10 protein-coding genes and 1 pseudogene are annotated in these 14,833 nt (G+C 73.0%); 6 read left to right on the top strand and 5 right to left on the bottom strand.

Translation table 11 applies throughout. From position 1 onward, the window contains the following. Window positions 1-448: 448 nt before the first annotated feature. Both ACPXCS_RS01875 and ACPXCS_RS01870 read left to right on the top strand, forming a co-directional pair. On the top strand, window positions 449-1,297 hold the full coding sequence (locus tag ACPXCS_RS01875; protein WP_425946137.1) for a DUF1963 domain-containing protein: 849 nt from the start codon (window positions 449-451) through the stop codon (window positions 1,295-1,297). Between the two features lie 168 nt (window positions 1,298-1,465). Beyond that, complete coding sequence (locus tag ACPXCS_RS01870) at window positions 1,466-2,065, top strand: hypothetical protein (protein ID WP_425946136.1); 600 nt, start codon at window positions 1,466-1,468, stop codon at window positions 2,063-2,065. 22 nt (window positions 2,066-2,087) lie between these two features. Here ACPXCS_RS01870 and ACPXCS_RS01865 read toward each other — a convergent pair whose 3' ends face one another. From ACPXCS_RS01865 to ACPXCS_RS01845, 5 genes are all read right to left on the bottom strand, one after another. Next, a complete protein-coding gene (locus ACPXCS_RS01865; RefSeq protein ID WP_425946135.1) occupies window positions 2,088-3,722 on the bottom strand; it encodes a serine/threonine-protein kinase in 1,635 nt (544 codons plus the stop codon). A gap of 237 nt (window positions 3,723-3,959) precedes the next feature. Then, a complete protein-coding gene (locus tag ACPXCS_RS01860) occupies window positions 3,960-4,631 on the bottom strand; it encodes a response regulator (protein ID WP_425946414.1) in 672 nt (223 codons plus the stop codon). A gap of 197 nt (window positions 4,632-4,828) precedes the next feature. Continuing rightward, window positions 4,829-6,457: an ATP-binding protein gene (locus tag ACPXCS_RS01855; RefSeq protein WP_425946412.1), complete on the bottom strand. Its 1,629-nt coding sequence runs from the start codon at window positions 6,455-6,457 to the stop codon at window positions 4,829-4,831. Window positions 6,458-6,570: 113 nt separating this feature from the next. Continuing rightward, complete coding sequence (locus ACPXCS_RS01850) at window positions 6,571-7,059, bottom strand: hypothetical protein (protein ID WP_425946134.1); 489 nt, start codon at window positions 7,057-7,059, stop codon at window positions 6,571-6,573. An 83-nt stretch (window positions 7,060-7,142) separates the two neighbouring features. Then, window positions 7,143-9,068 (bottom strand): ABC transporter ATP-binding protein, encoded by a 1,926-nt coding sequence (locus ACPXCS_RS01845; protein WP_425946133.1) that lies wholly within the window; start codon window positions 9,066-9,068, stop codon window positions 7,143-7,145. Window positions 9,069-9,278: 210 nt separating this feature from the next. Between ACPXCS_RS01845 and ACPXCS_RS01840 the strand changes: the two genes are divergently transcribed. The 4 genes and pseudogenes from ACPXCS_RS01840 to ACPXCS_RS01825 all read left to right on the top strand — a co-directional run bounded on the left by ACPXCS_RS01840 (window position 9,279) and on the right by ACPXCS_RS01825 (window position 14,818). Further along, window positions 9,279-10,262: a lysylphosphatidylglycerol synthase transmembrane domain-containing protein gene (locus ACPXCS_RS01840; RefSeq protein ID WP_425946132.1), complete on the top strand. Its 984-nt coding sequence runs from the start codon at window positions 9,279-9,281 to the stop codon at window positions 10,260-10,262. A 44-nt stretch (window positions 10,263-10,306) separates the two neighbouring features. Next, a pseudogene (locus ACPXCS_RS01835) lies at window positions 10,307-11,071 on the top strand (crotonase/enoyl-CoA hydratase family protein). A gap of 236 nt (window positions 11,072-11,307) precedes the next feature. Continuing rightward, a complete protein-coding gene (locus tag ACPXCS_RS01830; RefSeq protein ID WP_425946131.1) occupies window positions 11,308-12,405 on the top strand; it encodes a mechanosensitive ion channel family protein in 1,098 nt (365 codons plus the stop codon). 193 nt (window positions 12,406-12,598) lie between these two features. Beyond that, window positions 12,599-14,818, top strand: a complete 2,220-nt coding sequence (locus ACPXCS_RS01825) for an NADP-dependent isocitrate dehydrogenase (RefSeq protein ID WP_425946130.1) — start codon at window positions 12,599-12,601, stop codon at window positions 14,816-14,818. Window positions 14,819-14,833 lie beyond the last annotated feature (15 nt).

The raw sequence follows: 14,833 nt of genomic DNA, 5'->3' as shown, positions 1-14,833 counted from the left end.
ACGAAGACTCTCCTGGTGGCGTACTCGCCAAAGAAGCCGGGCTCCTTCGGCGCCGCGATCCGAGGCCGACTGCACACGGGCAACCGCGACGTGGTCAGGCGCGTACTCGGCACGCCCTCGCGCGACCGGCGGCCCGACGCCGAGATGACGCTCGGGTGGTCACCGGAGGAGGAACAGCGGCTCGCAGGACGACCGTTCAGCCATCGAGCACCATCGTCAAACGCTGCACCCGCTACGTAATGCTCGTGCATCTGCCCAGCGGATACAGTCTCCTCGCGACCCGCAATGCGCTCACCCGTACCGTCCAGGCCCTCCCGTCACTTCTGTGGTGTGCCTGTCAATGGCGCTGTCCACGTCCCAGCCCATGGAGTTCCCTCATTCTCGGCTGCCGGGGCGCCACTGCTTGGCGTATTCCGCGACCGTCCGCTGACCGGGTCCCCGGCGGGCCGTGGGGCCTGAACTCGTTGGGCGAGGGTGGGCAAGGGGTCGGGGACGGCCGCACTCTTCGAAGAACATCCCCATCCCATGGGAGAGCTGTCCAGCCACGACCGCCGAGAGGCATGGCGTTCCGGGGCCGGTCGCACAGGAACTGCTCGCCGGCTCCCGGCCGTGCCTTCATCTGGTCGGTGTCCAGGGCCTAACGCTCGCCCAGCAGGAAGAGGCCCGTCCTGCCGCGCGCACGGGAGGCCTCCCCTCCCTGCCGGACGGCGTCGACTGGCCCGAGGGGCGCGACCCCCTGGTGCTGACCGTCGACTGCGCGGCGCTCCCTCGGGAAGCCCTGGACATCGAACTGCCCTCCGACGGCAGCCTGTTGTTCTTCACCCAGATCGAGTACGAGCCGGAGTCGTCGGTGGTGCTGCACGTTCCCGCCGACGTGCGGACCACGGAGCGCCCGGCGACGTACGAGTTCGACGGGGAGCCGGAGCAGGTCAGGGTCTACCCGCCGGATGTTCTGTATCCGGTGCCGGGACTGACCGTCTCACCCGACTGGCGCGACTCCCCCGCGACCAGCGCGTTCCTGGACGGTGGCGCGGACCGGGACGACATCCTGGACGATTTCGAGGACGCCGTGCGGAGTGCGGCGGCGGGCGGCGCCTCGCACGGAGTCGCCGTCCAGCTGGGCGGTTTCTCCAGCCCTTGGCAGTCAGCTCCGGACGAGGGCGATCTCGTCCTCCTCGCACAGATACACGGTCAGTCGATCGACCCCGGCGTCTACACCCAGACCCTGATCGTCGGCACCCGCGAGGACATCGCAGGGCGCCGGTACGAAGCCCTGGAGTTCGAGCAGCAGGTCTGAACAGCCACCGGTTTCCCGACCGCGGCTCTGGCTGCTGGTGCGGGCCAGTACGACCCTCTCCCGGCGGGCGAGCCAGGGACCGGCCCCGGGTCCGGACCGGTTCGCGCCTGGCATCATGAGGGCCGAAGGAGATCCACCTGTTCCGGGTCGCGTGGGGGGCGATGGGCAGTGCCACGTCAGGATTCAGCGGACGAGCAGGTGCGGGCCCTGCACCAGCAGGGCTGGGAGGCCGCGTGTTCTCTGCACCGGCACCTGCGCGGCGGTGGGGAGTTGGCCCCGGTTCCCACTCCGGGCGTGCTGCTCGAAGTGGGGGAGGTCGCGTACGGCGACGTCACGGCGCACTACTCGCGCTTCTACGCCATGAACGTCACCTACAACCAGCAGTCGGGCTTCTACTTCGGGTCGCCGCTGTTCGTCGCCGCCGGGCTGGTCGGGGACGCGGTCGCCAACAGCAGCGCCCGCAGCCGGGCCCAGGCGATGGCCCAGGCGCAGTGGCGGGACTTCTCCCCCTGCCGCGCGATCCTCACCGACCGCCGCATGCTGCTGCACGTCGCGGCCGAGAACCGCTGGGTGTCGCTGCGGCACCACGAGATCGTCGGTTTCCTCCCGGTGCTCGACCAGTGGGCGCTGTTCACCGACTACCAGCAGTGGGAGCCGATGCGGCTGGCCGGGCCGACCGTGCCCTGGTTGTCCGCCGCGACGATCTCGGTGCTCAACCGGGGCCGTACCGAGTACCAGCGGCTGCCTCCCCTGCCGTTGCCGGACTGAGGCCGGCCGGCCCTGCGTCAGGTCAGTGGCCCCGCCGCAGCGTTCCGGTGTCCTGCACGCTCGTCACCTCGTAGCGCAGGCTGTCGCCACCCACCGGGGTGAGGACGATGTCGACCTCGTCGACGCAGTTCAGCGGGCTGCTCTCCTCGGTGATCTCCTCGCGGACCTGGACCGAGTGCCCGGTGTCCATGGTGAGGATCCACCGGCCGCTGCACGCCAGCGACGGGTACTCGACGGTGGCCACCTGATCGCCGATCGCGCCGCCCTTGTAGTCCACCGCGATCGAGTAGAGGTCGTTGTCGGCCTCGCGCACGTTGCCGGTCCATCTCCCCTTGTAGTCGGCGGCGGAAGCCTTCGGGGCAGAGCTGGAGGGAGCAGCCCCCGACGCCCGGGAGCCGGCCCGGTCGTCGTCGCCTCCGAGGCCGGGGAGCTGCACGGCCAGGACGACGGCCAGCACGGCCACGAGGGCCGACGCGACCAGCACGGCGGGGCCGACCCCGCCCCTGCGGCGGCCACCGGGACGGAAACCGCCCGGTACCGGCGGCATCGGCGGGGTCGCCACCGTCATCCGTGGTGTCGGCGTGGGCGTCGGGGCCGGTGCGAAGACCGGGGGCGGCGGCGTCGGAGTGCCGTGAGGTGCCGGCGTCGGGGTGCCCGGCGGCGGGGGCGGGACGCGTCCGCCGTGGGCGGTGGGCAGGGCGTGCACGGCGTCCGCGCCCCGGCCCGCGGACGGGTCGTCGAGCCGGGTCGGCGGCGGTGGCTCCTCCAGGTCGAGCAGGCCGGACGCGTGCCGGCCGAGCTCCACCATCAGGGCGCCCGGAAGCCACGCGGCCGGGTCGGCGTCCGCCGTGGCCGCCTCCGCCGACCTCACGATCTCGGACAGCGGGATCCGGTCCTCGGGCCGCTTGGCGAGACACCGCCTCACGAACGCGGCCAGCGACCCGGACATGCCCTCCAGGTCCGGCTCGTTCTCGGTCACCCTCAGCATGATCGCGTGGGCACCGCTGTCGGGGCTCCCGAACGCCTGCCTGCCGGTGGCGGCGAACGCCAGCACCAGGCCGAGGCTGAACACGTCGCTCAGCCCGGTGATTTCACCACCCAGGATCTGCTCGGGCGACATGAATCCCGGGGAGCCGACCATCGCGCCGGTGCGGGTCAGCACACTGGCGTCCGCGGCGCGGGCGACCCCGAAGTCGATCACCCGGGGGCCGTTGACCGTCAGCATGACGTTCGACGGCTTGAGGTCCCGGTGCACCAGCCCGCAGGCGTGGATGCTCTGCAGCGCACGCGCCAGGCCGGCGGCCAGGTGCCACACCGACTGCTCGGGCAGCGGCCCGCAGAGCCCGGTCACCGCCTGGTGCAGCGTGGGTCCGGCGACGTACCCGGTGGCCACCCACGGCGTGTCCGCCTCGGTGTCGGCGTCCAGGACCGGAGCCGTCCACTCCCCGCCCACGCGCCGCGCCGCGGCCACCTCCGCGCGGAACCGGCGGCGGAACTCCGAGTCGTACGCCAGCTGCGCGTGGACCAGCTTCACGGCGACCGTGCGCCCCCGTGGCGACCGTCCGAGGAACACCTGCCCCATGCCTCCGGCTCCGAGCCGCCGGAGCAGCCGGTAGTCCCCCACCTGTGCCGGATCGCCGGGCCGCAAGTTCTCCATGACCGTTGTGTCCCCCTGTCTGCCTGGCCCGTGTGCCGGGCCGCACCGCGCCGAGTGCCGTCGGCGGCCGGCCCCTCGGTGCCGGGCGCAGCGCGGCACCGAGGCCCGCGCTCATTACAGCAGCACCGGTCGCGTCCGCGGGGGCTGCCGGCGGATCAGGCCGCGATCGGGCGACCGGCGACCGGGATGTGGTAGCGGCGGTCCGGGCACCGCGGGGCGGGGGCATGGGCGCCGGGGTCAGGTCCGCCAGGCGTAACGGCGTTCCGGGCGTCCCGCGGCGCCGTAGCGCAGGGAGACCTCCGCGCTTCCGGTGCTGTGGAAGTACTCCAGGTAGCGGCGGGCGCTCACGCGGGACACGCCGGTCAGGGCCGCGCACTCGGTGGCGGACAGGGTGCCGTCCGCCGCGCGCAGGGCGCGTTCGACGAGGCCGGCGGTCTCCGCGCTCATGCCCTTGGGCAGCGTGGGGGCCGCCGCCGGGGCGAACGCGCCCGCCAGGACGCGGTCCACGTCGGCCTGGCCGCGGACCACGGCGGTCAGCAGCCGGCCCCGCTGGGCGGCGTAGCGTTCCAGGCGGGCGCGCAGGTCCTGGAAGTCGAAGGGCTTGAGGAGGTAGTCGGCCACCCCGCGGCGGACCGCGCCGCGCACGGTGTCGGCCTCCTGCGCGGCGCTGATCACCATGACGTCGCAGTCGAGGCCGGCGCTGCGCAGCCGGGGGATCACGTCGAGGCCGAAGAGGTCGGGGAGGTACAGGTCGAGCAGGACCAGGTCGGGACGCAGGGCGCCGGCGGCCTCGATCGCCTGGGCGCCGGTGTGGGCGACGCCGACGACGCGGAACGGTGCGACGCGTTCGACGAAGGCGCGGTGGACCCTGGCCACCATGAAGTCGTCGTCCACCACGAGGACGTCGATGGTGTCCGTCGTGTCCTGCTCCGCGCCGCTCCGCCCCGCCTTGCGCCGCGCGGCCTTGCGCTGCCCCGCCGTGCTCTGCGCAGCCGTGCTCTGCTTCACCTTGCCCAGCTCCACCTTGCCCTGCTCCAGACTGCCCTGTTCCGCCTTGCCCGCGGCGCTCTGTTCCGCCCTGTCCTGCCCCGTCCTGCCCTGCTCCGTCATGGGGCCGCTCCTTCCGCCACCGTGCCGGTGAGGTGGCCGACGGTCAGGCGTGCGGTGAATACGGCCCCGTCGGGGGTGTTGGACACCGAGATCTCTCCCCCGTGCCGTTCGCAGACCAGCTTGGTCAGGGCCAGTCCGATCCCGCGCTCGCCCTCCCGGGCCGCCTTGGTGGTGAAGCCGTGGGAGAACACCTCGCGGGCCAGCTCGGGAGCCACTCCCGGGCCGGAGTCGCGGACCACGATCTCCACGCTGGAGGCGTCCTGCCGCAACGCCACCTCCACCCACGCGTCGTCGTCCTGCCCGGCGGCGTCGACGGCGTTGTCCACCAGGTTGCCCACGACGGTCGCCACGTCGGCGGCGTCCTCCGGGGCCAGCCGCTCCAGCGCGGTGTCGTCGGAGATGCGCAGGCTGACCCTCCGCTCGGCCGCGAGGGACGCCTTCGCCATCAGCAGCGCGGCCACCGCCGTGTCCCGGACCCGGCGGCTGAGGGTGACGTCCAGGGACTGGCGGCGCCGGCTCAACGCGCGGATGTAGCGCACCACTTCGTCCTGCTCGCCGATCTGGATCAGCCCGGAGATGGTGTGCAGCTGGTTGGCGAACTCGTGGGCCTGCGCGCGCAGCAGCTCCGAGGAGCTGCGGAAGGAGCCGATCTCCCGCTCGAGACGGGCGAGTTCGGTCCGGTCGCGCAGGGTGGTGACCGAGCCGAGGAGCCGGCCGTCCTTGGTGACGGTCATCCGGTTCATCACCAGGACCCGGCCGTGGCGCACCACGACCTCGTCCCGGGTGCCGGCGGCGGTCCCGGCCAGCACGTCGCGCAGCCGCCCGTCGATGCCCAGTCCGTCCAGGCTCTGGCCGACGCAGTCCTCGGGCAGGTCGAGCAGCCGGCGGCCCATGTCGTTGACGAGGGTGAGCCGGTGCTGCGGGTCCAGGGCCACCACGCCCTCGGCGATCCCGTACAGCATGGCCTCCCGGTGCTCGGCCAGCCCGGCGATCTCGCCCGGCTCCAGCCCGAGGGTCTGCCGCTTCACGCGCCGCGCGAGCAGCCAGGAGCCGGCCACGCCGAGGCCGCTGGCGATGCCCAGGTAGGCGAGCAGGTAGGAGGAGGCGCCGTTGAGCCGCTGCCACACCGTCGGGGCGGCCTCGCCGATCATCACCGTGCCGAGGACCCGGCCGAGGTTCTGCTCGGTCGCGCCGAGGACGGGGACCTGGGCGGCGAGCTCGCGGTCGCCGTCCAGCGTCAGCTGCCCGGACCAGCCCCGGCCCTGCCGGGTGCCCGGCCCCAGCGGCATGCGCGCGCCGATCGTCGTGGGGTCCGTCGAGCTGACGATCCGTCCGGTGGCGTCGGCCACGGTCACGGAGGTCACCCCGGACTGCGCCTGTGTGGAGAGCACCAGCGGGGCGAGCGACTCCCCGGGGGCGGGCCGCACCAGCTGGCTGCGCACCAGCGGGTTGGCGGCCAGCTGCTCGGCCAGTGCGGCGACCCGGCGCCCCTCGACGCGGTTGAACGTGGCCTGCGACTGGGCGAGGGAGACCGCGGCGACCGCCAGCAGCACCACCACGACGATGGCGAGCTGGAGCACCAGCATCTCGCCCGCGAGCGAGTGGCGACGGAAGGTGGCGACCACGGTGGACTCAATCTGCGCTGCCGCCACACGTCAGGCGGCGGCTCCTGTGCCGAGTCGCACCATCATGACGTCCACCTGCGGAAACCGGAAGGGAGCTGTCGCGCCCGTTGAGGTCAGGAGCTGCCCGGGCGGGGGCCGATGCCCGACAACTCCCGGATGGTGCCGCCCAGTTTCGCGCGCAGCGGCTCCAGCATCCCGGGCTTGGCGCTGACCACCCAGCGCATGCCGACCAGGTACCTGCCCCCGTACACGCTCGCCGACTCCAGCCAGGTCTCCTTGAGCCGTTCCTCGGGGAAGGTGGTGATGAGGAAGTCGCCCTTCGGGGTGTGGCACACGCCCTCGCGCAGTTCGTCCGCCTCGGTGCGGATCTTCGCCGTGCAGCCGGCGAGTCCGGCGATCACCTCCACCTTCGCCGGCGCGACGACCCCGGCGGCGGGTGCCCCGGACGCGCTCGGCTTCGCCGCCGCCTCGGCGTCGTCGCCGCCGCACGCCGTGGCGAGGGGCAGCACGGCCAGGACCCCGGCCGCGGTGACGGCGCGCAGGCGCCTGGTGCGGGACGGGGTCCGGTCGGGGGTTCCTGCGGTCGGTCGCTGCTGGGGCACGTCGCCTCTCCGGGTGCGGGCTCTGTCGGTTGCGTACTCGCAGGGAGTACGGACCGGCCCCGGGCGGCGTTCACCCCGCCCGGTCAGGCGCCGCGGGGCAGGAGGGGCTGTGCGGACACGGCCTGGGCGGCTTCGTCCACCGCGAGGCCCGCCTCGCCGAACTGGGTGCGGTGGAGCTCCGCGTAGCGCCCTCGCGCCGCCAGGAGTTCCTCGTGGGTGCCGCGTTCCACGATCCGGCCGGCCTCGATCACCAGGATCTGGTCGGCCGCCCGGACGGTGGAGAGCCGGTGGGCGATCACGATCGCCGTGCGGCCGTCGAGGGCTTCGGCGAGCGCCTCCTGGACGGCGGCCTCGGAGGTGTTGTCGAGGTGGGCGGTGGCCTCGTCGAGGATGACGACGCGCTGGCGGGCCAGCAGCAGCCGGGCGATGGTCATGCGCTGGCGTTCGCCGCCGGAGAGGCGGTAGCCGCGTTCGCCGACGACGGTGCCGAGGCCGTCGGGCAGGGACCGGACGAGGGTGTCGAGACGGGCCCGGCGCAGGGCGTCCCACAGCTCCTCCTCGGTGGCCTCGGGCCGGGCGAGCAGCAGGTTGGCGCGGACGGTGTCGTGGAAGAGGTGCCCGTCCTGGGTGACCATGCCGAGGGTCTCCCGCAGGGACCGTGCCGTGAGGTCGCGGACGTCGGTGCCGCCGATGCGGACGGCGCCCGCGTCGGTGTCGTACAGCCGCGGCAGCAACTGCGCGATGGTCGACTTGCCCGCGCCGGAGGAGCCGACGAGCGCCACCGTCTGTCCCGGCTCGGCGCGGAAGGAGATGCCGTGCAGCACCTCCTCGCCGCCGCGTCCGTCCAGGGCGGCGACCTCCTCCAGGGAGGCCAGGGAGACCTTGTCGGCGGCGGGGTAGCCGAAGCGGACGTCGTCGAACTCGACCCCCACGGGCCCCTCGGGCACCGGGCGCGCGTCCGGCTTCTCCTCGATGAGCGGCCTCAGGTCGAGGACCTCGAAGACCCGCTCGAAGCTGACCAGGGCGCTCATCACCTCCACGCGCGCCCCGGCGAGCGCGGTGAGCGGCGCGTAGAGCCGGGTCAGCAGCAGGGCCAGCGAGACGACCGCGCCGGGCTCCAGGGTGCCGCGCAGGGCGAGGTAGCCGCCGAGGCCGTAGACGAGGGCGAGGGCCAGGGCGGAGACCAGGGTGAGGGCGGTGATGAAGGCCGCCTGGGCCGTGGCCGTGCGGATGCCGATGTCGGCGACCCTGCGGGCCCGTTCGGCGAACTCGCGGGACTCCTCCTCGGGGCGTCCGAAGAGTTTGACCAGGGTGGCGCCGGGGGCGGAGAAGCGCTCGGTCATGCGGGTGCCCATCGCCGCGTTGAGGGTCGCCGCCTCGCGCTGCATCCGGGCCATCCGGCTGCCCATGCGCCGGGCCGGGATCACGAACACCGGCAGCAGCACCAGCGCGAGCAGGGTGATCTGCCAGGACAGGGTCAGCATCACGGCGAGGGTGAGCAGCAGCGTGACGAGGTTGCTGACCACGCCGGAGAGGGTGTTGCTGAACGCGCGCTGGGCGCCGATGACGTCGTTGTTGAGCCGGGAGACGAGGGCGCCCGTACGAGTGCGTGTGAAGAACGCGATCGGCATGCGCTGCACATGGTCGAAGACGGCGGTGCGCAGATCGAGGATGAGGTGTTCGCCCAGGGTCGCCGAGAGCCGGCGCCCGAGGATGCCGAGCGCCGCCTCCGCCACCGCGATCAGCGCGATGAGCAGCGCCAGACGTACGACGGTGCTCCCGTCGCCGTCCGAGACGATCACGTCGACGACGCGTCCGGCCAGGACGGGTGTCGCCACGGCGAGCAGCGCGGTGCCGACGCCGAGCAGGACGAACAGGGCGATGCGGCGCCGGTGCGGGCGGGCGAACCGGCCGATGCGGCGCAGGGTCGCCAGGGCGAAGGGGCGGCGTTCCTCCTGGGCGTTCATGACGCTGTGCAGCTGGGTCCACGCCGTGGTCTCCATACTCATGGGGGGAAACGTAGAACCTCAAGCATTCTTGAGGTCAAGGCACTCGCGTCGCACCCCCGACATCCCGCACAATCGGCCCGATCCCCCTCTGCCCCGACTGTCCGCGCAAAGGCCCCGATGACGCTTCCCACACAGCCGCTTCCCGCAGGCAATCCCCAGGCAGCGCTCCCGCAACCCGCCGTTGGCGCGGCCTGGGAAGCCTCTGCGGACGTGACAGCGGTACAACTCCCCGACATCCGCCCGGGACGGCTCCCCCGTCGCGTCCCGGTCCGCCGCCTGCGGCAGCTGCTGTGCCTGCTCCCGTTGCTGCTCGTGACCGTGGTCGCGGTGCGCCACCGCTCGGTGCTGGCCGAGGGTTTCGCCCATCTGCGCACCGCCCAGTGGCCGTGGCTGCTGGCCGCGGTCGGCACGACCTGTCTGACCTGGGTCGCGGCCGCCTGCACCCGGCAGGGCGCGGTCGTCGAGCGACTGCCCCGACGGCGGCTGCTGGCCACGCAGTTCGCGGCGGGCGCGGCCAACCACCTGCTGCCGACCGGGCTGGGCGCGAGCGCGGTCAACCTGCGGTTCATGACGGTGTGCGGGCTGCCCCTGGCCCGCTCCTCGGCGGCCCTCGCCCTGTACCTGCTGGCGGAGAGCGTCGGCCGGGTGGCCCTGCTGGGCGCCCTGCTCCTCGCGTTCCCCGGCGCGCTGCGGCTCGGCACGCTGGTCCCGGAGACGGCGTTCGGCCCGCTGCTGGCGGGGGCCGCGGCGGTGCTGGTGACCGCGGTGGCCGTGCTCGTCCTGGTCCGGCGGCTGCGCACGGCCCTGCTGTCGTTCCTGCGCACCGCGCTCGGCGAGGCACGCGAGGTGCACACCCGGCCCGCCCGGGCCCTGGCCCTGTGGGGCGGTGCGCTGGCCTTCCCCGCGCTGCAGGCGTCCGTGCTGGTGCTGGTGGGGCGGGCGCTGGGCCTCGACGTACCGGTGGCGCACATGGCGGTGGCGTACCTGGCGGCGACGTGCGCGGTGGCGCTGGTGCCCACGCCGGGCGGGATCGGCTCGGTGGAGGCGGCGCTGGTGGTGGCGCTGGTCGCGGCCGGCGGCCCGGCCGCGGTGGCCACGGCGGTGGTCCTGGCCTTCCGGGTCGTCACGGTCTGGCTGCCGCTGGTGCCGGGAGCGCTGACGCTGGGGGCGTTGGTGCGGCTGAAGGTGATCTGAGCCGGGTGGCGTGCCGACCTCCGTCACGCACACGGGACTTCACCATGCCGGTGCGCGTCGAGTGTCAAGGGCCCGTGACCACCGTCGTCCTCTCCCGCCCCGGGGTGCGCAACGCCGTGGACGGCCCGACGGCGGCCGAACTCGCCGCCGCTTTCCGGGCGTTCGAGGCGGACGAGGAGGCCCGGGTCGCCGTGCTGTGGGGTGAGGGCGACACGTCTGCACGAGCGCCGGCCTCACGGCGCTCGGCACCGGGCGCGGCAACCGGGCCGAGCCGGACGGCGACGGCCCCATGGGGCCGACCCGGAGGCGGCTGTCGAAGCCGGTGACCGCCGCGGTCGCCGGGCACGCCGTGGCCGGGGGCCTGGAGCTCGCGCTCCGGTGCGACCTGCGGGTCGTCGAGGAGGACGCCGTGTTCGGCGCGTTCTGCCGCCGCTGGGGCGTGCCCCTGATCGACGGCGGCACCGTGCGGCGGCCCCGGCTGATCGGCACCGGCCGGGCCCTGGACCTGATCCTCACCGGCCGTCCGGTCCCGGCCGCCGAGGCCCTGGGCATGGGCCTGGCCGACCGTGTCGTACCGCCCGGCCGCGCCCGCGCGGCGGCGGAGGAACTGGCCGCGCGGATCGCCCGGTTCCCGCAGTCCTGCCTGCGCTCCGACCGGGCCTTTCGTCCCGGACCAGGAGGGTCTGGCCGCGCCGGCGGCGCCGGCGGCCGAGTTCCGGCACGGCGCGGGCGTCCTGGCCGAGAGCCTGGAGGGCACCGCGCGTTTCGCCTCGGGCGCGGGCCGGCACGGGTCGTACCCGGCCCTGTGAGAGCGACCACGTGACAGTACGTCATGTGCGCTGATTCACGCTCCGCTCACCCCCGTCCGCGGTACGAACCCCCGTGCGGGATGCGGCAGGATGAACGGCCGGGCCGACCGCGGGTCAGACGGGTCGGGCACCGACGGAGATTTCCGGAAACGAGCAGGGGACGACGTGACGACACCGCACATCCGACCGCCGGCGACGACGGCCTTCGCCGCGCTTGACCTCCCCGGAGGCGACCGGTGAACCGGGCGCTCACCGTGGACGATCTGCTCTTCGCCGGCATCGCCCTGGCCTCGGGCCTGCTGGCGGCGTTCGCGCTGCGCGTCCTGCTGCGCTGGCTGGGCGGGCACGCCGACCGCACCCGCTGGAGCGGGGACGACGTCATCGTGCACGCGCTGCGCGCCGTGGTGCCGTGGGCCGCGGTGGTGGGCGGCGCGGCGGGCGCGGCGGCGGTGCTGCCGCTGACCCGGACGGTGCAGCACCACACCAACCAGGTGCTGACGGTGCTGCTCATCTCCGTCGCGACGGTGTCGGCGGCGCGGGTGGTGGCCGGGCTGGTGCGCTCGGTCACCCAGTCCCGCTCCGGAGTCGCCGGGTCCGCCACGATCTTCGTCAACATCACCCGGATCCTGGTCCTGGCGATCGGCTTCCTGGTCGTGCTGCAGACGCTGGGGATCTCCATAGCCCCGATGCTCACCGCCCTGGGTGTCGGCGGTCTGGCGGTGGCGCTGGCGCTGCAGGACACCCTCGCCAACCTCTTCGCGGGCATCCACATCCTCGCCTCCAAGACCGTCCAGCCGGGTGACTACATCCGGCTCAGCAGCGGTGAGGAGGGCTACGTCGAGGACATCAACTGGCGGCAGACGACGATCCGCAACCTGTCCAACAACCTCGTGGTCATCCCCAACGGTCAGCTCGCGAAGGCGAACATGACCAACTTCATGCGCCCCGAGGAGCAGCTGACCATCCTGCTGCAGGTCGGCGTGGCCTACGACAGCGATCTGGACCACGTGGAGCGGGTGACCAACGAGGTCATCGCCGAGACGATGCGGGACGTCGAGGGCGCCGTGCCCGACCACGAGCCGATCATCCGGTTCCACACCTTCGGCGACTCCCGCATCGGCTTCACCGTCATCCTGGGCGTCGGCGAGTTCAGCGACCAGTACCGGATCAAGCACGAGTTCATCAAGCGCCTGCACAAGCGCTACCGCGCCGAGGGCATCCGCATCCCCGCCCCGGCCCGGACGGTCACGCTCCAGCAGGGCCCGGTCGCCATCCCCCAGCAGCGCACCGGCGCGATCGAGCCGGGCGAGGTGGCGTCCGTCCGCTTCGACTGAGGCGGCACGCCCGCACGGCGTCGCCGGCGTGATCGCCACCCCTCGGTGGCGGGCGCCGGCGACAGCGCGTGTCCGGCCGGTCACGGCAGGTCGGGCGGTTGCCCGAAACCGGTCCCCGGCCCCTGTCGAGACGAGGTCGATCACGAGATATCTTGATGTCGAGCAATGTTGCAGACGTGGAGCGGAGCACCCGGTGACTGACTCGACCATCATCTATACGCACACTGACGAGGCCCCCGCCCTGGCGACGTATTCCTTCCTGCCGGTGGTCCGGGCGTACGCCTCGCAGGCGGGTGTCCCGGTGGAGACCCGCGACATCTCGCTGGCCGGGCGCATCATCGCCGTGTTCCCGGAGTACCTGACCGAGGACCAGCGCATCCCGGACGCCCTCGCGGAGCTCGGCGAGCTGGCCAGGACGCCCGCCGCCAACATCATCAAGCTGCCGAACATCTCGGCGTCGATCCCGCAGCTCAAGGCCGCCGTGGCCGAGCTGCAGGGCCAGGGCTACGCGCTGCCGGACTACCCGGACGACCCGAAGACCGACGAGGAGCGCGAGATCCGCGCCCGTTACGACAAGGTCAAGGGTTCCGCCGTGAACCCGGTCCTGCGTGAGGGCAACTCCGACCGCCGCGCCCCCGCCTCGGTGAAGAACTACGCCAAGTCCCACCCGCACCGCATGGGCGCCTGGACTTCCGAGTCCAGGACCAGCGTGGCGACCATGGGCGAGAACGACTTCCGCTCCACCGAGAAGTCCGTGGTGATCGCCGAGGACGGCGCGCTGCGCATCGAGCTCGTCGGCGACGACGGCACGACCACCGTGCTGCGCGAGTCCGTACCCGTCCAGCAGGGCGAGGTCGTCGACGCCTCCGTGATGCGCGTCGCCGCGCTGCGCGAGTTCCTGACCGCGCAGGTCGCCGAGGCCAAGGCGCAGGGCGTGCTGTTCTCCGTGCACCTGAAGGCCACGATGATGAAGGTCTCCGACCCGATCGTCTTCGGCCACGTGGTGCGCGCCTTCTTCCCGAAGACGTTCGCGCAGTACGGCGACAAGCTCGCCGCGGCCGGCCTGACCCCGAACGACGGTCTGGGCGGCATCTGGAAGGGCCTCGACGCCCTGCCCGAGGGCGCCGAGATCAAGGCCGCCTTCGACGCCGAGCTCGCCGAGGGCCCGGAGCTGGCGATGGTCGACTCCGACAAGGGCATCACCAACCTGCACGTCCCCTCGGACGTCATCATCGACGCCTCCATGCCCGCGATGATCCGCACCTCCGGCCACATGTGGGGCCCGGACGGCCAGGAGCACGACGCCCTGGCGGTCATCCCGGACTCCTCCTACGCGGGCGTCTACCAGGCCGTGATCGAGGACTGCAAGGCCAACGGCGCCTTCGACCCGGCCGCCATGGGCTCGGTGCCGAACGTCGGCCTCATGGCGCAGAAGGCCGAGGAGTACGGCAGCCACGACAAGACCTTCGAGATCGCCACCACGGGCACGGTCCGCCTGGTCGACGCGAACGGCACCGCCCTGATCGAGCAGGCCGTCTCGGCCGGTGACATCTTCCGCGCCTGCCAGACCAAGGACGCGCCGATCAAGGACTGGGTGAAGCTGGCCGTCACCCGCGCCCGCGCCACCGGCGACCCGGCGGTGTTCTGGCTGGACGAGACCCGCGCCCACGACGCCAACCTGATCGCCAAGGTCAAGACGTACCTGGCGGAGCACGACACCGAGGGCCTGGACATCCGGATCCTGTCCCCGGTCGAGGCGACGAAGCTGTCGGTCGAGCGCATCCGCCGCGGCGAGAACACCATCTCCGTCACCGGCAACGTGCTGCGCGACTACCTGACCGACCTGTTCCCGATCCTGGAGCTGGGCACCAGCGCCAAGATGCTGTCGGTCGTCCCGCTGATGGCGGGCGGCGGCCTGTTCGAGACGGGCGCGGGCGGCTCGGCGCCGAAGCACGTGCAGCAGCTGGTCAAGGAGAACTACCTGCGCTGGGACTCGCTCGGCGAGTTCTTCGCGCTCGTGCCGTCCTTCGAGCAGTACGCCAAGGTGACGGGCAACGCCCGCGCCCAGGTGCTGGCCGACACCCTCGACCGGGCCACGGCGACCTTCCTCAACGAGGACAAGTCCCCGACCCGTCGCGTCGGCGGCATCGACAACCGCGGCAGCCACTTCTACCTGTCCCTGTACTGGGCGCAGGAGCTCGCGCAGCAGAGCGACGACGCCGACCTGGCGAAGGCGTTCGCCCCGCTCGCCGAGACGCTCGCCGCGAACGAGCAGAAGATCGTCGACGAGCTGGGCGCCGTGCAGGGCAAGCCGGTCGACATCGGCGGCTACTACCAGCCCGACCCGGCGAAGGCCGCGGAGGCCATGCGCCCGTCCGCCACGTGGAACGAGGCCCTGGCGTCCCTGAGCTGACGCCCCGGGCCCCCT

It is taken from the genome of Streptomyces sp. DT190, assembly GCF_049846985.1.
Classification (GTDB): domain Bacteria; phylum Actinomycetota; class Actinomycetes; order Streptomycetales; family Streptomycetaceae; genus Streptomyces.
This window is presented reverse-complemented; position numbering and strand designations above follow the sequence as displayed.

What these genes read in the sequence shown, in the direction of transcription:
- ACPXCS_RS01865 (WP_425946135.1), bottom strand. Translation starts at nt 3,722, where the DNA reads ATGGAGAACTTGCGGCCCGGCGATCCGGCACAGGTGGGGGACTACCGG.
- ACPXCS_RS01845 (WP_425946133.1), bottom strand. Translation starts at nt 9,068, where the DNA reads ATGAGTATGGAGACCACGGCGTGGACCCAGCTGCACAGCGTCATGAAC.